The organism is Stenotrophomonas terrae (assembly GCF_001431465.1).
Taxonomy (GTDB): Bacteria; Pseudomonadota; Gammaproteobacteria; order Xanthomonadales; family Xanthomonadaceae; genus Stenotrophomonas; species Stenotrophomonas terrae.
Genome location: NZ_LDJJ01000004.1, coordinates 61,528 through 78,843, shown reverse-complemented (window position 1 = coordinate 78,843; position 17,316 = coordinate 61,528). Strand labels below are relative to the sequence as shown.

Annotated in this window: 10 protein-coding genes and 1 pseudogene; 6 read left to right on the top strand and 5 right to left on the bottom strand. The window is 65.2% G+C overall.

Translation table 11 applies throughout. The annotated features are described in order from the left end of the window. Positions 1–18 precede the first annotated feature (18 nt). From ABB27_RS00955 to ABB27_RS00950, 3 genes and pseudogenes are all read right to left on the bottom strand, one after another. Positions 19–6,630 carry an autotransporter domain-containing protein gene (locus ABB27_RS00955; RefSeq protein ID WP_057626350.1) on the bottom strand — a complete coding sequence of 2,204 codons (6,612 nt, stop codon included), beginning with the start codon at positions 6,628–6,630 and terminating at the stop codon, positions 19–21. Between the two features lie 287 nt (positions 6,631–6,917). Then, positions 6,918–7,095: pseudogene (locus ABB27_RS20245) on the bottom strand (IS5/IS1182 family transposase); the annotation flags it as partial. A 66-nt stretch (positions 7,096–7,161) separates the two neighbouring features. Then, on the bottom strand, positions 7,162–7,965 hold the full coding sequence (locus ABB27_RS00950; protein WP_057626349.1) for a TOBE domain-containing protein: 804 nt from the start codon (positions 7,963–7,965) through the stop codon (positions 7,162–7,164). A 182-nt stretch (positions 7,966–8,147) separates the two neighbouring features. On the opposite strand from ABB27_RS00950, the gene ABB27_RS00945 reads away from it, so the two are divergent. The 6 genes from ABB27_RS00945 to ABB27_RS00920 are packed head-to-tail and all read left to right on the top strand — an operon-like array spanning position 8,148 to position 14,295. Continuing rightward, positions 8,148–10,133, top strand: coding sequence for a TonB-dependent receptor plug domain-containing protein (locus tag ABB27_RS00945; RefSeq protein ID WP_057626348.1), 1,986 nt, complete (start codon positions 8,148–8,150; stop codon positions 10,131–10,133). Between the two features lie 2 nt (positions 10,134–10,135). Then, complete coding sequence (locus ABB27_RS00940) at positions 10,136–10,675, top strand: DUF2478 domain-containing protein (protein WP_057626347.1); 540 nt, start codon at positions 10,136–10,138, stop codon at positions 10,673–10,675. Further along, positions 10,672–11,709, top strand: a complete 1,038-nt coding sequence (locus ABB27_RS00935) for an ABC transporter substrate-binding protein (RefSeq protein ID WP_057626346.1) — start codon at positions 10,672–10,674, stop codon at positions 11,707–11,709. The genes ABB27_RS00940 and ABB27_RS00935 overlap by 4 nt, the downstream gene beginning before the upstream one ends. A 2-nt stretch (positions 11,710–11,711) precedes the next feature. After that, positions 11,712–12,725, top strand: coding sequence for a FecCD family ABC transporter permease (locus ABB27_RS00930; RefSeq protein ID WP_057626345.1), 1,014 nt, complete (start codon positions 11,712–11,714; stop codon positions 12,723–12,725). Further along, positions 12,722–13,498, top strand: a complete 777-nt coding sequence (locus tag ABB27_RS00925) for an ABC transporter ATP-binding protein (protein WP_057626344.1) — start codon at positions 12,722–12,724, stop codon at positions 13,496–13,498. The genes ABB27_RS00930 and ABB27_RS00925 overlap by 4 nt, the downstream gene beginning before the upstream one ends. Next, positions 13,495–14,295 (top strand): class I SAM-dependent methyltransferase, encoded by an 801-nt coding sequence (locus tag ABB27_RS00920; protein WP_057626343.1) that lies wholly within the window; start codon positions 13,495–13,497, stop codon positions 14,293–14,295. Before ABB27_RS00925 ends, ABB27_RS00920 begins: the two co-directional genes overlap by 4 nt. Positions 14,296–14,579: 284 nt before the next feature. On the opposite strand, the gene ABB27_RS00915 is transcribed toward ABB27_RS00920, so the two are convergent. Beyond that, positions 14,580–15,944, bottom strand: a complete 1,365-nt coding sequence (locus tag ABB27_RS00915) for a hypothetical protein (RefSeq protein WP_057626342.1) — start codon at positions 15,942–15,944, stop codon at positions 14,580–14,582. After that, positions 15,941–16,999, bottom strand: coding sequence for a hypothetical protein (locus tag ABB27_RS00910; protein WP_152984369.1), 1,059 nt, complete (start codon positions 16,997–16,999; stop codon positions 15,941–15,943). The genes ABB27_RS00915 and ABB27_RS00910 overlap by 4 nt, the downstream gene beginning before the upstream one ends. Positions 17,000–17,316: the final 317 nt, after the last annotated feature.

Genomic DNA, 17,316 nt, shown 5'->3' with positions numbered 1-17,316 from the left:
TCGGGGTGATGTCTGCGATCAGAATCGATAGCGCACATCCAGCGCGCCCGAGTGCTGCTTATTGCCGTCGCCGAACTGTCCGCCGTAGGTCACCCCCACCGTGGTGCGTCTGCTGACCTCCATGTTCACTCCCAGCTCGACCAGCGCGGCGTCGCGCGCGATTGGCACGCCGTTGGTGGTGAACGACTGGCCGCCCTGCACGAACGACATCCTGCTGGCCGGATCGACATCGCCAAAGGCATGATGCCACCCGAGCGTGCCAAACAACTGCCCTTGGGTGCCGGGGCGCTTGAAGGCGCTGCGGGCGTGCAGGCCAAGTGTGGAGGTGGTGACGTTGTTGCGGCCGACATCGCCGCGTAACGCAGCGTCGCCGCCGGATTCGGTGAAAGCGCGCGTGCGCAGGCTGCTGAAGCCGGCGCCGACAAAAGGCTCCAGCGTGAGGCCATCGTTCAGCGGCATGGCATATCCGAGCTCACCGAACACCTGGGTGGTATTGCCGCCGTAGTCAGCCTTCAGCGTCTGCGGCAGCCCTGCCGCGTCGGCGTAGCGCTGCGTATTGATGTCGTGCCAGGTGTAGGACGCACCCAAGCTTAGATTGAGCTTGCCGCGGCCGGCATCGAACGCCTTGCCGCCATACACCGTCATGCTGTAGCTGTCTGCCTGCGCGCTGGACGCACGGGCGCCGGTGCGACTGCGGCTATTGGAATGGCCGAGCGCGCCACCCAGGCGCCAGCCGCCACTGATCGCCACGTCGCCACCCACTGCCAGATCGCTGTGGCTCTGCGTGCTGCGGGCGGCGTTGCCGTTGCCGCCCAGCGAGCTCCGGTTGCCAAGAACTTGTATCCACAAAGGTTGCTCGTCCGATTGCGGCAACGCGGCTAAGCCTGGGCCGAGCTGCGCCGTCAGCACGCGGGGCAGCATATGCGCTGCAAGATTGGCACGCAGGCGGTTCATTGGGGCCTGCACAAACCTGTTGGCCACGCTTTGCGTCACCGATACCGCAGTGGCGTGCATTTCGCCGGACAAGCCATTGAACACCTCGCCCGGCGCGCCGTTGGGCAGGTTCAATACCCGGCGGAACAATGGACTGTCGGTGGGCAGGCTTTGCAACGCCCGCGCGACCGAACGCTGATTGCCCGTGGAAGCGGCGTCAACGAATTCGATCGGACGCTCGCCGCCGTTGCCGTCATCGGGCACGTCCTTGAGCTGTACGCTCAGGTCCACCTTGTTGCTGCTATACGTCAGCGATGGCGTCAGGAACGCCAGGTTGCTGGAGACATCATCAAACCGCCCCTGCACCCCGCCACCCGCGGTGACGATGGTGTAGGTCGTGGACGGCGCGTAGGTGCCGTTCTGGCCCATGTGCAGCACCGAACCCGCCAGATTGGCGACGCCGCTGACATTGACGCTGCTGTGCCCGCCATCGGCCGCTGCCGCGACGCGATACGACGCACCCTGCAACAGATTCAAGTCACCCAGCACATTCAAGCGGCCGAACGGCGTGACGCTGTTGCCTGGCGACAAGGTGGCGCCCGAGCCCACGGTCAACTGGTTCAGGGTGCCGACGCCCGAAACCGTGCTGCCTGCCATCGCAAGCACCGTACCGCCCAGCTTGCCATCCACTTCCAGCTCGCCGAGCGACACGGAGGTCATGCCCGTATAGCCGCTGCTATCGCCCTTCAGCACCAGCGTGCCGTTGCCTTCTTGGCGCAGGTTGCCCGAACCGGAGATCGCGCCGCTGTAGACAATCTGGTCGCTGCGCTTGAACGCCAGCGTTGCACCGGCCTGGATGTCGGCATCGCCGGCGATGCTGCCACCCATGGCGCCATCGCCCACCTGCAACCTGCCACCAGCCACCGTGGTGGTGCCCAGATAGGTGTTGGCGCCGGTCAGCACCAGCGTGCCTGCACCCAGCTTGGCCAGGCCGCCATTGCCGGTCAGGGATTGCGCCAGCGTGAAGGTGTTGCCGGCATCGGCGATGTCCAACCCGCCGCCTGCCGCGCCCAGCGTGATCGTGCGCGCTGTGTTCTGGAAGGCGGTGCCGGTGACCCGCAACGTGCCGCCTTGGAAGTCCAGGCCGCCCGAGGCCGCGCCCAGGTTTGCATCGGACGACACCGACAGCGTGCCCGCGGAGAGGCGCGTCTGTGCATAGGTGTTGGCGCCGGTCAGCACCAATGTGCCCAGCCCCGTCTTGTCGACGCCGTTGCCGGCCACGACATTGTCCAGCGTGGCGTTCCAGCCGGCCGATGCGGTGCTGCCGTCACCCACCCGCAACTCGCTCAGCACACCGGTCGCTGGCGCCACCAGATTGAGCGTGTCGCCATTCAAACGGTAGCCATCGCTGGCGAACTGCACGCCGCTGGCGCTGACGTTGCCGGCGCCGCTATCTACCGCGACCGTACCCGCCGTGCCGCCGAAGATGGCGAATGCATTGTCGGGCGAGAACGCCGACGTCACAGAGGCGCCAGCGTCCGTCCAGTTGGCGCTGTTCCTGGACCAGATGCCGGAACCGCCACCCAGTTGATTGGGCGTCGCGGTGCGATCGGCGTTCCAGAGATTGAGCGTCAGTCCCGCCGCGTTGATCAGGTTGATCTGCTTGGACCCGCCGAGCATCTGCAAGGTCTGTCCGGCCGCCAGGCCGGTGATGCCTCCGTTGCTCGTCGTCAACGAACCGGTGTAATCGAACAGCCGGTACAGGCCGATGCCGAAGCCACCCGCGTCGTTGACGTTGAGCTGCGCGCCGTTCAACGCCAGGTCGCCGTTGACCTGCACGCTGTGGCCAGCGCCCGCAGCACCCGAGCTACCGGGCGCACCGAAGAAGAAGTCCATCTGGCTGCCCTGCGCCAGCGCCAGGTTGCCATTGACCGTGAATATGCCGCCTGGCGCCCCGGGCGCCAAGCGGCCACCCGTCTGCACGGCTACATTGCCGTTCACCTGGCCGAAGCCGCCAATCGAGGCGCCGTTGGCCACCGTCACCACGCTGTTCAAGCGGGCGCCGACATTGCCGGCGGACCCGCCAACCAGCAACGCGCCCGCGCTTACCTGGGTTGCCCCCGTGTAGGTATTGACGCCATTGAGCGTCAAGTTGCCCGTCGTGTTCTTGCTGATCCCGCCGGTGCCAGCGATCACACCGTCATAGGTGCCCGCCCCCAGCGTAAGGGTGTTGGCACCCAACGCAACGTTGCCGCCCGCGCCATTGAGCGCGGCCAGTGTCGTGTTGGATGCCGCTGAGATATCAAACGTAGCCTGCGCGTCGACCGTCACCATCGAGCCGACGGCCAGGCTGCCGCCCGCGCCCAGAGCCAGCTTGCCACCGGCCACCGTGGTGGTGCCCAGATAGGTGTTGGCGTCGGTCAGCACCAGGGTGCCTGCGCCCAGCTTGGCCAGGCCGCCGTTGCCGGACAGCCATTGCGCCAGCGTGAAGGTGTTGTTGGCATCGGCGATGTCCAGCCCGCCGCCTGCCGCGCCCAGCGTGATCGTGCGCGCCGTGCTCTGGAAGGCGGTGCCGGTGACCCGCAACGTGCCGCCTTGGAAGTCCAGGCCGCCCGAGGCCGCGCCCAGGTTTGCATCGGACGACACCGACAGCGTGCCCGCGGAGAGGCGCGTCTGCGCATAGGTGTTGGCGCCGGTCAGCACCAGGGTGCCCAGCCCCGTCTTGTTGATACCGTTGCCAGCCACGACGTTGTCCAGCGTGGTGGTCCAGCCGGCCGATGCGGTGCTGCCGTCACCCACGCGCAACTCGCTCAGCACACCGGCCGCCTGCGCCACCAGGTTGAGCGCGTCACCGTTCAAACGGTAGCCATCGCTGGCGAACTGCACGCCGCCGGCGCTGACGTTGCCAGCGCCGCCATCCACTGTGACCGTACCCGCAGTGCCGCCGAAGATGGCGAATGCATTGACCGGCGAGAACGCCGACGTCACGGAGGCGCCAGCGTCCGTCCAGTTTGCAGTGGTCTTGGACCAGATGCCGGAACCGCCACCCAGTTGATTGGGCCTCGCGGTGCGATCGGCGTTCCAGAGATTGAGCGTCAGTCCCGCTGCGTTGATCAGGTTGATCTGCTTGGACCCGTTGAGCATCTGCAAGGTCTGTCCAGCCGTCAGCCCGTTGATGCCGCCGTTGCTCGTCGCCAGCGAACCGGTGTAGTCAAACAGCCGGTACAGGCCGATGCCGAAGCCGCCCGCATCGTTGACGTTGAGCTGCGCGCCGTTCAACGCTAGGTCGCCGTTGACCTGCACGCTGTGGCCAGCGCCCGGGGCGCTCGAGCTGCCGGGCGCGCCGAAGAAAAAGTCCATCTGGCTGCCCTGCGCCAGCCCCAGGTTGCCATTGACGGTGAAGACGCCGCCTGGCGCCCCGGGGGCCAGGCGGCCACCCGCCTGCACGGCCACATTGCCGCTCACCTGGCCGAAGCCGCCGATCGAGGCGCCGTTGGCCACCGTCACCGCGCTGTTCAAGCGGGCGCCGGAATTGCCGGCGGACCCGCCAACCAGGAGCTTGCCGGCGTTCACCTGGGTCGCCCCCGTGTAGGTATTGACGCCATCGAGCGTCAGGCTGTCCGCCGTGTTCTTGCTGATGCCGCCGGTGCCGGTGATCACGCCGGCGTAGGTGCCCGCTCCCAGCGTAAGGTTGTTTGCACCCAACGCAACGTTGCCGCCCGCGCCATTGAGCGCCGCCAACGTCGTATCGGAGGCCGCCGAGATATCGAACGCGCCCTGCGCCCCCACCGTCATCACCGAGCCCGCGGCCAGGCTGCCCCCCGCGCCTAACGCCAGCTTGCCTCCCGTGATGTTGACGCCGCCGGTGAAGATGTTGGCGCCCGTCAGGGTCTGCGTCTGGAGTCCGCTTTTGACCAGGCCGCCACTGCCTTGGATCACGCCGTTGAACGTCGTAGCGTTTGTATTGAACAGGCTCAGCGTATTCCCGCCCAACACGACCGTGCCGCCCATGCCGGCCAGTCCGTTGATGCTCTGATTCGCGGCTCCCGACAGGTCCAGCGCGGCGCCGGTGCTCAAGCTCACCGTCGCCGTTGGACTCAGCGATCCGCCTGTGCCCAGCCGCAGGGTGCCGGCTTGGATGGCCGTACTACCCTGATGGCCCAGCAGGCTGTTGACCGTCAGTGTGCCGCTGCCTTCCTTGAACAGGCTACCGCTGCCCGACACGATGCCGCCGTAGCTGCCATTGACCGCGTTGGAAAAGGTCACCGTGCCGTTGTTGACGATATTGCCCTGCAGGCTGGTGGTGTTTCCCCTGAGCGCGGCCCCCGCATTGACGACCGTGCCACCCGTGTAGTCGTTGGCACCCGTCAAAGTGACCGCCTGGGTGCCGCTCACCCGCAGCCCCCCGGTGCCCGTCAACAGGCCCGACACCGTGAATGCCTGGGTGCCGTCCAACGTCAGACCGCCCGAGCCCAGCAGGAAGGTATTGCCCACCGACACGCCCATCGCGGATGCGCCGACGGCGCCGCCCGCTGCATCGATCGCCCCCATGCCCAGCGCGCCGCTGCCATCGACGCGCACCGTACCGCCATTGAGCGCGATGCTGCTGCCCGTGGGCAGCAACGGACCGCCCGACAGCTCCCAGGTGCCCCCGGTGACGGTCAGGCTGTTGAAATTCAGATAGGTGCCGGCGGCCACGCCGGTGGTCAGGCCACGGCTGAAGGTGTCGGCGAACACCAGGGAATTGTTGCCGCCGGCGCCGCCATCCACCGTGCCCGGCTGGGCGAACAGCAGGCCAGGCACGGACGTGACGCCGATGGTTCCGGTCGTCAGGCCCGCCGCGCTGATCGAGGAGCCGGACTCGGCGATGAACGTATTCCTGCTACCCGCCCCCAGCGACACGCTGCCACTGATGAGGCCGCCGTTCCTGAAGTAGTTGCCGATGGGGTTGCCCGACTCGAAAGCCACCCGGCCGGCAATGGTGCCGGTGCTGTTGTTGGTAAAATTTGTCACACCGCCGCCATAGATCGCGACGGCCGCGATGTCCGCGCCGGGCCGGCTGCCGCCGTTCAGCGACGTGGCGCGGATGATGCCGTTGTTGGTGACGTTGGTCACGCCGCCCGTGCCGTTGTGGATGGACAGCGCCATCCCGGTCAGATCTGCCAGCTGCGCTTCGTAGGTATCTCGGCCCGAGCCGCCGATAAGGCCGGAGGCCCCGTTATGGACGGTGTACGTGCCGACCGTGGGCGTGCTCCCTTCCGGCTTGCCCAGAACCAGGCCCGACGACAACACGGCCAGGCCGCTGCCCAACGCAAACACGTCGACACTACCGTTGTTGGTCACCGACCCGCTGTTGCCCTGCAGCAGCATCGCTGTGCCGCCCACGCCCAGCAGTACGCCCACGCCGCCGTTCGGCCCTACCGTGACGCTCAGGCTGTCACTCGAGTTGACGTAGTGGGGCGTCAGCGGATAGACGGCCGTGTTGCAGGTCACCGTCACACCAGCAGCGGTGCAGGCCGCCATGGCAGCCGGTCCCCAAGCGGCTAGTCCCAGCCCCACGGCCACGGACATCACGTTCAAGCGCCACCGCATCGGCGCGTAGACCGCCGTGCGCGCCGCTCCGCCACGCGCCTGGGTCGCCAGCTCCGAGACGGGCTGCCACATGCGCATGGCGCGGTTCCATACCAAACGGTACACGTGATTCAAGGCCTACTTCTCCAGGATGAGCAGTGATTGCTGCCTTGCGCCCACGGCGCGGAACAGCCAGGGACGGCAGCAGATTAGGACACGGACGATTTCCACCAGGGGCGAGACTATACCGCTGCCCAACGTTTTTCTTACAAAGATGGAACGTAAGAGTTGATTGTTTCGCAGCGATTCAAGCGAAACAGCTGATAGGCGGATGAAAACCCGCAGTCTTCAGTTGAAACTTCGCACCCAGGACGGATTCTCCAGTCCTGCAGGCATGATTTCCTTATTGTCAGCAGCAGTTGCCGCCGCGCCATCCGCAAATCGATAGCGCAAACAGTGCCATGACCTGCGCTGTGTTCTTCGCCATGCCGCGAGAGCGACCTTGGTGTAACCAGACGGTCATTTCACCATTCGGAAAGGCTGTTCGAAGTTCGCGTGCACACTTGCCTTGAAGTGCTCCCGACGACGCGCCCGCTTCCAGCTGCGCTTGTCCTTGATGGGATGAGCGAAGGCGCGTCAGTTGCGGATTCCGCCAAATCAGGGGGCGATGCCCACGATCACAGACGATGCTTTGAACAGCATCGTCGCCCTGCCGCCCTCGCGCAGTTCCAGCGCTGCGGTACTGGCGCGGGTGATCACCGCCACCACGCTACAACCATGGCCGATATCCACCACTACTTCGTCATTCACCGCTCCCTCGGTGATTCGTTGCACGGTGCCGCTGAACTGGTTGCGTGCCGAATAGCGCCCCTCGCCTTGCGCCACGATCACCGACGACGCCTTCACCAATGCATAGGCTGGTACGCCCACCGCCAACCCCAATGACTCCACGCTGCCATGGGTGATCGTTGCCACCAGCGCCAGGCCTGGGGCCACTTCGATCTGCACTTCATCGTTGACCGCGCCGATGGCCAGCGCGCTGACCCGGCCATGGAACTGGTTGCGTGCACTGGTGATCATGCCGATTCTCCGGATCAGGGCCAGATCCTCGTCCAGCCCAGGGGTGGCCTGCAGCGACTGCAGGAAAACACGGTGCGCACGCTCGACCTCCTCGAAACGGGTGATCAACTGGCGGCCACGCTCGGTCAGGCGTGCACCACCACCGCCACGGCCGCCCACACTGCGCGCGACCAGCGGCTCGCCGGCGGCAGTGTTCATGGCGTCCACTGCATCCCAGGCGTTCTTGTAGGTCATGCCCATGCGTTTGGCGGCCTGGCTGATCGAGCCACAGGCGTCGATCAGGCCCAGCAGCGCGAAGCGGCCGTGACCGCCCACACTCTGTCCGGCAACGCTAAGCCATAGGTTGCCCTGCAGTTCCAGCGGCGGCCCGGCCTCACTCATCGTGCTTCGATCCCTGTGTTCACGCGAGCCGCCAGTGTACGGCGTAGCCATCCTGCACCGGGCTTGATATCGATCAAGGTGGCCGTACCGGCCAGCGTCGAGAATCTCCCTGTCGGTCATCAAGTTGACCCCTGCCAATCGTTATATCATCTTGGATATAACGAACCCGAGGAATCGCGAGGATGCGTACCTGTCGTTTCGTTCTACCCCTGTCGGCTCTATTGCTGCCGTTGACCGCCGCTGCGGCCGACGTTGCCTCGCCACCGCCCGTGTTCACCTTGGGCACGATCGACGTGCATGCCGAGCGTGGCACCTCGCCCGCCGTAGCCGAACGCAGCCTTGATGCCGAACGCATCCAGCAACTCGACCGCAACACCGTCGGAGATGCGGTCAGCGTATTGCCGGGCGTGAGCCTGGCGCGCAATTCGCGCAACGAGGACATGGTCTATCTGCGAGGTTTCGACGCACGCCAGGTGCCCGTGTTCCTCGACGGCATCCCGCTATATGTGCCTTATGACGGTTACGTGGATTTCGGTCGCTTCACCACCTTCGACCTGGCCGAGATCCAGGTTGCCAGCGGCGGGGCCTCGCTGCTATACGGACCGAACATCCTGGGTGGTGCGATCAACCTGATCAGCCGCCGCCCGGAGCGGCCGCTGGAAGGCGACATGCGGCTTGGCATCGCCGATGGTGGCGAGCGCAAAGCCGCATTCAACCTCGGCGGCCGCCGCGGCGATTGGTACTTCCAGCTGGGCGCGTCGATTCTGAAGGCAGATGAGTTCCCGCTGCCGGATGGCTTCGTCGACTACAAGCGCGTGCCCACCGATACCGGCAAGAACCGCCGCAACGCCTCGCGCGACGACCGCCGCCTGTCCCTCAAGCTCGGCTATACCCCGCGCGAGGGCGACGAGTACGCAATCGGCTACGCGCGCCAGGACGGCGAGAAGGACAACCCGGTCTACACCGGTACCGCACGCAGCGGTATCCGCTACTGGCGTTGGCCGTGGTGGGACAAGGACAGCCTGTACTTCATCGGCAACACCCGCCTGGGCGAGCACACCACACTGCGCACCCGCGCCTACCGCGATACCTACGGCAACGGCCTGGACGCCTATACCGACGGCACCTACCAGGTGGCGATCGACAACAGCAGCTTCCCCAGCATCTACGACGACAGCACCGTTGGCGGCTCGGTGACCCTGGCCACGACGGCCCTGCCCCGCCAGGAACTGCAGTTCGCTATCCACTACAAGCAAGACCAGCACAGCGAGCGCAACCCGCACTCGCCCAGCAAGGACTTCCGTGATGTCACCACCTCGGTGGCGATCGAAGACCGTATTGCGCTGACCGATACCTCGCACCTGCGCGTGGGCATCGGCCATGACCGTCGCGATGCCAAACGCGTGTACTTCTGGCCGACCGGCAGCACCGATGCCACCAATGCGGTGCTGGAGTACGTACAGCAGCTGGCGCCGGACCAGCAGTGGTATGCAAGCGCCGCGCAGCGCACCCGCTTCCCCACCATCAAGGACCGCTATTCGGCGCGCATGGGTGCGGCCCTGCCCAACCCGGACCTGAAAGCCGAACATGCCCTGCACTTCGAGGTGGGCGTGCGCGGCCGCTGGTGGGAAGGCGGCCAGCTGCAGGCGGCACTGTTCCAGAGCCGCATCGATGACCTGATCCAGAACGCCGTGGTGGCCTCGCGCGAATGTGGCGGCAGCACCTGCAACCAGGCGCAGAACATTGGCAAGGCCCGCCACCAGGGTGTGGAACTGGGCTTGCGTCAGCGCCTCGGTGACGACTGGGACCTGCAGACCAGCTACACCTGGTTGCGCCGTACCAACCTCGAAGACCGCAGCGTGGCCCTGCTCGACAGCCCGCGCCAGCGCCTGTTCTTGGCCGTGGGTTGGCAGCTGCTGCCGCAGCTCAAGCTGCAGGCCACGTTGGAAGCCGAGCAGGGCCGCAAGGTCAGCTATGCCGACGCAGCGCGACCGGTTCGCGACCTGCCCGGCTATGGCAGCGCCGGTTTCAAGGCCAGTTGGAGCCCGCACGAGGCCTGGGACTTCGATCTCGGTGTGCGCAATATCGGTGACAAGTGGTACGAGCTGGCCGACGGCTACCCGATGCCGGGCCGCACCTGGTTCGCCAATGCCAACTGGAGGTTCTGAACATGATCCCGTCCTCGCCACCGCGCATCGCGGCGATCGTGCATGACCACAGCGGCGCGCCCGATGGCCTGCTGGCGGCATTCGCCGCACGCCAGCTGGCCGCCGGCCAGCGTGTGCGCGGTCTCGTGCACTTGCCACACGAATCCACTTCCAATGGCAAGCGCATGGTGCTGATGGACGTGACCGACCCTGCCTCGCGCTATCCGATCAGCCAGGCGCTGGGCCCGGCATCCTGCGGCTGCAACCTGGACCCGGGTGGCATCGCCGATGCCAGCGTGGTGTTGCGTCGCGCGTTACAGGAACATGCCGAACTGGTCATCGCCAACCGCTTCGGCACACTGGAATCGACAGGCAGCGGAATGGCCGATGAGCTGCTGGCACTGATGCTGGCCGGCATCCCGTTGTTGACGGCAGTGAAGCTGCCCTACCTCGACGCCTGGCGCCAGTTCACCGGCGGCATGGCCATCGAGCTGCCCGCCGAGGATGCGGCAGTGCAGGCATGGTGGGACGCCTGCCGCAACGCACCGGAGGCTGCCGCATGAGGCGGCGCACCCTGCTGCAGGCGTTCGCCCTGGCGCCACTGCTGGCCGCCAATGCCAAGTTGCTGGCCATGCCGGCGCAGCGCGTACTGCGGCTGGGTGCACCCAAGGCCACGCCCCAGCGTGTGTTCGCGGCAGGTCCACCGGCGGCGGTGCTGCTCGCTGCGGTGGCACCCGAGCGCCTGTTGGGTTGGCCAATGAAAATCTCACCCGAAGCGCTGGCGCAGCTGCCAATGGCGGTGCGCGCCCTGCCGGTGGTCGGCCGCCTGGCTGGGCGCGGCAGCACGGTCAGCCTCGAGCGCCTGCTCGCGATGCAGCCAGACCTGGTTCTGGATGCAGGCGACTTTGATGCCAATTACCGCGACTCGGCCGAGCGGACCTGGAAGCAGACCTCAATTCCCTTCGAGCTGATTGCCGGCCGCCTGCCTGATCATCCGGCGCAGTTGCGCCATGTTGGCAGGCTGCTCGGTGTTGCCGCACGCGGCGAGGCGTTGGCGCAGGCCGCCGAGGCGCAACTGGCGTTGGTACGCGAAGTGTTGGCGGTGCGGCCGGCAGCGACGCGTCCCAGCGTGTACTACGGGCGTGGCAGCGACGGCCTGGAAAGCGGCCTGTCCGGCTCGATCAACACCGAAGTGATCGAGTTCTGCGGCGGACGCAATGTGGCCGCAAGTGTCGGCGCCGGCGGCTTGGCCCGCGTGTCGTTCGAACAGCTGCTGGCTTGGGATCCGGACGTGATCCTGACCCAGGATGCCGGGTTCGCCGCCAGCGCGGCACAGGATCCGCGCTGGCGCGCCCTGCGTGCCGTGCGCGAGCGCCGTCTGCATTGCGCACCGGTACTGCCGTTCGGTTGGCTGGATGGTCCACCCGGCATCAACCGCCTGCCTGGCCTCCCGTGGCTGTTGTCCAGACTGCATCCCGGCACGACACCCGTCTTGGCTCCCGCCGCCCTGCGCGGCCGCATCAGCGCGCTGCATCAGCTGTTGTGGGGCCAGCCACTGCCCGCCGCGCTTTCGCGCAGCCTGGATGCGAACGTCTGAGCATGCGCGCGCTTCCACGTTGGGCCCTGCATGTTGGTGGCTGGAGCCTGTTGCTGGCGATGCTGCTGCTGGCGTTCTCGGTCGGCCAGTTCCCGGTACGACCGACGCAGCTGCTGCAGGCCATCGGCTGGCAGCTGCTCGGCATCGGTGAACCCAGTTCCCCTGCGCTGCATGCCGCGCTCTGGCACATCCGTCTGCCGCGCGTGCTCGCCGCCGTGCTGATTGGCGCGGTGTTGTCGGCGGCCGGTGCGGCCTACCAGGCAATGTTCCGCAATCCATTGGTATCGCCGGATATCCTGGGCGTCTCCGCCGGCGCCGGCCTTGGCGCCTCCTTGGCCCTGTTCCTCGGCCTGCCGATGCTGCTGGTGCAAGGCATCGCCTTTGCAGGCGGACTGGCTGCCGTGGGGCTGGTATGCCTGGTAGCAGCACTGGTGCGGCGGCACGATCCGGTGCTAATCCTGGTGTTGGCCGGCGTCGCGGTATCGGCGCTGCTTGGCGCAGGCATCTCGCTGCTGAAGCTACTGGCCGACCCGTACACGCAGCTGCCGTCAATCACCTTCTGGCTGCTGGGTGGCTTGAACGCAGTGGTGATGGATGATCTCAAGGTTACTGCGCCACTGCTGCTGATCGGACTGTTGCCGCTGGTGCTGCTGCGCTGGCGGGTGAACCTGCTGGGCCTGGGCGACGAGGAAGCCAGCGCGCTGGGCGTAGCAGTCGCCCCGCTGCGCTGGACACTGATCGCGGCGGCCACGCTATGCACTGCGGCAGCGGTATCGCTGGCAGGCATCATCGGTTGGGTCGGGTTGGTTGTTCCGCATATCGCACGGCTGCTGGTCGGTGCCGATTTCCGTCGTCTGCTGCCGGCCAGCCTGCTGCTCGGCGCCAGTTTTCTGCTCGCCGCCGATACGCTGGCGCGCACGCTCGCTCCGATCGAACTGCCGCTCGGCATCCTCACCGCCTTCGTCGGCGTGCCCTGCTTCCTGCTGGTGCTGGCCCGCAGCGAGCGCGGCCCATGAGCGCCGCCACACCGCTGCTGGAAGCACGCGGGTTGGCCATCGGCCATGCCGGTGTGGCCCTCGGTGCACCGTTCGCATTGTCGGTGCAACCCGGTGAGGTGCTGTGCCTGCTCGGCCCGAATGGCTGTGGCAAGACCACCTTGTTCCGCACCCTTCTCGGCCTGCTACCCGCTGTGCACGGCGAGGTGGCTCTGCAGGGCAAGCCATTGCGCGCGCATGACCGTGCGGCGCGCGCGCGGTGCATGGCTTATGTCCCACAGGCCTCACCCCTGCCCTTCGCCTGGCGCGTTCGCGAGGTGGTGGCAATGGGCCGCGCCGCGCACCTGGGCCTGCTAGCAGCCCCGGGGCGCGCCGACCACGCCATCGCCGATGACTGCCTGCGCGAACTGGGCCTGCAAGCCTTGGCCGACCGCACCGTCACCACACTCAGCGGTGGCGAACGTCAGCTGGTGCTGATCGCCCGTGCATTGGCCCAGCAGGCACCGCTGCTGGTGATGGACGAACCCACTGCCAGCCTCGACTTCGGCAACCAGCTGCGCATCCTCGATACCATCCGTCGCCTGGCCGAACGCGGTATCGGCGTGCTGCTGTCCACCCATCAACCGCAACACGCGCTGCAGGTAGCCGATCGCATTGCGTTGATGTCGGGCGGCAGCCTGCAGGCGCTCGGCCCTGCCCACGAAGTCGCAACCCCCGAACACCTCGCCACCCTGTATGGCGTCGATGTCGCACGCGTCGCCGCTGCCCTACCCGCTTCTGGAACTTCGACATGAGTACAGCGGTACCCACCCCGATCGACCACAGCGCACGCTACCGCCAGCACCTGCGGGCCTGTGGCTTCCAGGCCAAGCCGGCCAGTGCCTGGGATGCGCGGGCTGCACAGTCCAGCTGGAAGCGGCGCCACGACGACTACAGCGAGGCCTTCCTCGCCCGGCTTGATCTCAGTGGTGTAGACACCGCGCTGGATGTCGGCTGCGGCCCCGGGCTGTTGAGCCTGCCGATCGCCATGCGGGTCGGCCATGTGCACGCGCTGGACTACAGCGCTGGCATGCTCGAAGGTCTGCGTGCAGCGATCAACCGCGACGGTGCCTCCAACATCACGCCGTGGGCGCTGTCGTGGACCGATGACTGGCACGACGTGCCACGTTGTGACCTGGCGATTGCCTCACGCTCCTTGATGGTACCGGACCTGGAGGCTGCACTGCACAAGCTGGACGCACACGCCCGCCAGCGTGCCTGCATCACCTTCGCCACCAGTCCACGTGCTGGCGTGCCCGAGCTGGCTGATCTGCTCGGGCGTGACTGGGTGCCAATGCCCGACCATCGCTACCCGATCAATATGCTGCTGGACATGGGCCGCGAGCCGCAGGTCGATTACCTGCCCGAATCGGTGCGTGACGTCGCGCAGGATGCGGATGGCCTGGTCCGCCAGACGGTGGAACTGTTCGGTGCACTGGATGTGGATGAGGAAGCGCGCGTGCGCGAGTGGCATGCACGCTCGCCACAGCATCGCTTCGGCACGGCACCGACGCGGCGCTGGGCGTTCATCCAGTGGGCCACGTCTGAATGATGGAGGCGGATCGTCCTGACCCGAGTTGAGTGGGGATTTTCCCGCAAACAGCCTTCCACGATGCTGCTGGGACCTGAGCTTGATGGTCAGCCCGATTAGCCCGCCAAGCAGGACGCTGCAACCGCTCCAAAGCAAGATGCAACGAGTTGCTCTTTTTTCAATCGGGCAGCCAGCAGACCTACCTACGACCGAGCCAGTGAACGCGGGATGCTGGCCTCCTAAAAGTTCAATCCCGGTGGTGCCGATGGCTGCTGCCGAGCAAGATACGGGCGGAAAGAGTCCCCTCAATCGTTGCCGTGCACGAGGTAATCGATGGCGCGGTCGTTCTCCTTGAATCCACTGGAGTGTGCTTTGGCCAAGTCGCTATAGGCGAAGAACCATCGCAGCCTTGAGTTGGGCAGCGTGACGTTGATGATTTCTAGAGCCTTGCTGCCGCTCTCCGGCTCCTGACTTGGAGCAGCGCCTTGGGTTGCCGCTCCTATGGCCCCTGCTGTGTTTCCTGCGGACGCGCAGCGCTCCTTGAATGCATCGGTAAGGTGGTAGCTCAGCGCGTCGTTTACGTCGGTGAACGCGACTATCTGGACGTTGCCACGGTTCTTGCTGAGAGCAGAAGTATCTGTAAGAACGTGCTTTGTCCCTATTAGTGGCCCGAAACATTGGGTCGTCCCAGCAATCATGTCCTCCAACGATGTCCCATCCGTTGGCGGTTCCACGTAGGCCAGCTCAAGCAACGGGAGCTGGTTGGCGAGCATGTAGACGCTATGGATGGAAACCCTAAGCCGACGGACAAGCAGCTCGTCCAAGGCGGCGTTCCGCGCGAGCTGGGATGCATTGCGCTCCCGTTCCGCTGCCAGTTCCAGTCGATCGGCGCCTTGGCAATCTGCGCCGCCCACGGAGCACAGGACATCGAAGACAATGCGGCTACCCAGGCTATCGCTGATGACGGCCGTGGCTCCTTCGTGAAAGAACCCGTCGAGTCCTTTCTGGAAGGCCGGTGTGTCTGTGGATGCAAGCGAAACCGTGGATTGGAACTGGACATGCCGGACGACGGATTCCTGGATGCCCTTCCAGACCACGCTGCGGATATAGGGACCCATGTTGCCCAGGTAGATGACGGGATCGGAAAAGCTTCGATTGACGAAACGCTTGGCCGCGCGGTTGACAGGGGCGCGGTGGCGTTCGTTCTCGTTTGTTTCGAGGAACTGATCGTCCAATTCAAGGATGCCCTGCTTGAGGATCCGGCCCGTCTCACCCCAGGTCACGCATGAGAACAAAAGCTGACCGCCGCCGCGAGCGGATGGGTCCACGAACTTGCTCACCGAATAGGTGCCAGCCTTTGTTCCGTGCAGGTCTATGGTCTCCGCCTTGGGGCGGGGATACTCGTTGCTACGAACGTAACCAAGGCGGTCCGCAATGGCCTCCTGCAGCTTCAGGTTCTCGGAACCCACGTCGCAGTCATTCTCGAACGAATGTTCGCCCATGCCATGCACCTGCATGACATGCAACGTCCGTCCGTCGCGCAAATAGTCCTCGATACCCCGGAATCTCAGTGGATCGGGGCTGTTGGGCGCGGTGTCCACGTGGGTGTACAGGTTAGCGCAGCCCGACATCCCCAGCGCCAGCAGCGCGACTGCCAGGGGCCGCCTCACTTCGAGTTCTCCATTGCGCGGACCGCGGCAAATTCACCCGGTCCAGCATCCTGCACGTCATCGTCGACACAGAAGACAATGTCTCGCAAGTAGTCCCTTACCGTAGTCCAGTCGGTCTTCTGCTGGATATGGGCCAAAAGCGTGGCGCTGACATTCACCGGATCCTGCGCGCCAGTGAACTCACCGGTTTGCCAGGCAATCCGGCCATCCTCGTCGGCATGCAGCTCAGGGCTCTGATTGATATAGGAGTAGAACTGCACGACCCGCCCTGCCGGACATCGCGCCGTCGCGCCGAAGTCACGCCTCGAGTGCGCGGCGGCGTACGAATCCTGCACCATGTGCAACAACGAGCCTGCGGCCATGTTGCGGGTATATTGGGCGTTCTTGAGCCGGTACTTGGGCGCGAACAAATAATTGACTGTCCAACCGCTCTGCTGCTCGAAGTACTCCTGCAAGCGGGTAGGACCGGCCTGATTCATCTTGGTTTCCGGATCGAGGCGCCCCGTGGCGACGGCGAAAGCGAACTCGGCCCAATCCAGTATGTTTTGCTGGGTAACTTGGGCGGGCTCGCCATCCTCAGATGCCATCGCGTGAATGAACTGGAGGTCGCCATAGTGACCCCGATAGGTCATGTTGTAGTCCGGGCCAATTGTGGCCTTCCTGCCCTTCCAGTTGACGCCGGTGACTGCGATGCGTTTCGCATCGTCCATCCACGCGGCGAACTCTGCTTGCCGAAGGGCGAACAGCAACTGATTGGGGTCGTCATTCCACCAGACGCCCCTGATCAGCGAGTCGTATTTGTTGCCGCCGGGTTCCTTCGAAGGCGTGGAGCGATCGTTACACACAAGCGCCGCCAAGACCGGTCCAGCATTTGCTTGTTGGCACGCACGTGCAAGCTGCGTGACCTCTTCGTGAATCGGCTCGGACGCCTTTCGCAGGATAGTCCTGGAATCCTGACGGTATTTGTTCTGAAGAGGATTGATCTTGTATGCAGCCGCATTGCCGCATACGAATAGCCAGCCGAGCAAAATCGTGAAGAATATCTTCGCGTGCATCGCATAGCCCTCGAATATATTGGATCGAATCCGACCGGGCCGATCGGCGAACCAGCCAGCGCTGAAGCCCAACAGTAAGTGCTTTCAATAAATGGCTTGAGGCCGAACCTGACGTAAACTCGATGGCACCCCGAACCGCCAGATAGGCTGCTTCCCCAAGCTACCTGTCTTTAGTTTGCCGCTTCAACAATAGGGCGAAATCCTTGCCTTATGGCGACGCGATTCTAGTTCGCCTTCATTCAATAAAACAAGCGAATGAGAGCGTGCCATGCCGTACGGCGCAAAGATGCATCTCCAATAATTTTCATTACACTTTT

Excerpts from the sequence above, each read along its gene's own strand:
- ABB27_RS00920 (WP_057626343.1), top strand. The coding sequence starts at position 13,495 with ATGAGTACAGCGGTACCCACCCCGATCGACCACAGCGCACGCTACCGC.
- ABB27_RS00925 (WP_057626344.1), top strand. The coding sequence starts at position 12,722 with ATGAGCGCCGCCACACCGCTGCTGGAAGCACGCGGGTTGGCCATCGGC.
- ABB27_RS00940 (WP_057626347.1), top strand. The coding sequence starts at position 10,136 with ATGATCCCGTCCTCGCCACCGCGCATCGCGGCGATCGTGCATGACCAC.
- ABB27_RS00935 (WP_057626346.1), top strand. The coding sequence starts at position 10,672 with ATGAGGCGGCGCACCCTGCTGCAGGCGTTCGCCCTGGCGCCACTGCTG.
- ABB27_RS00910 (WP_152984369.1), bottom strand. The coding sequence starts at position 16,999 with ATGCACGCGAAGATATTCTTCACGATTTTGCTCGGCTGGCTATTCGTA.
- ABB27_RS00945 (WP_057626348.1), top strand. The coding sequence starts at position 8,148 with ATGCGTACCTGTCGTTTCGTTCTACCCCTGTCGGCTCTATTGCTGCCG.
- ABB27_RS00930 (WP_057626345.1), top strand. The coding sequence starts at position 11,712 with ATGCGCGCGCTTCCACGTTGGGCCCTGCATGTTGGTGGCTGGAGCCTG.
- ABB27_RS00950 (WP_057626349.1), bottom strand. The coding sequence starts at position 7,965 with ATGAGTGAGGCCGGGCCGCCGCTGGAACTGCAGGGCAACCTATGGCTT.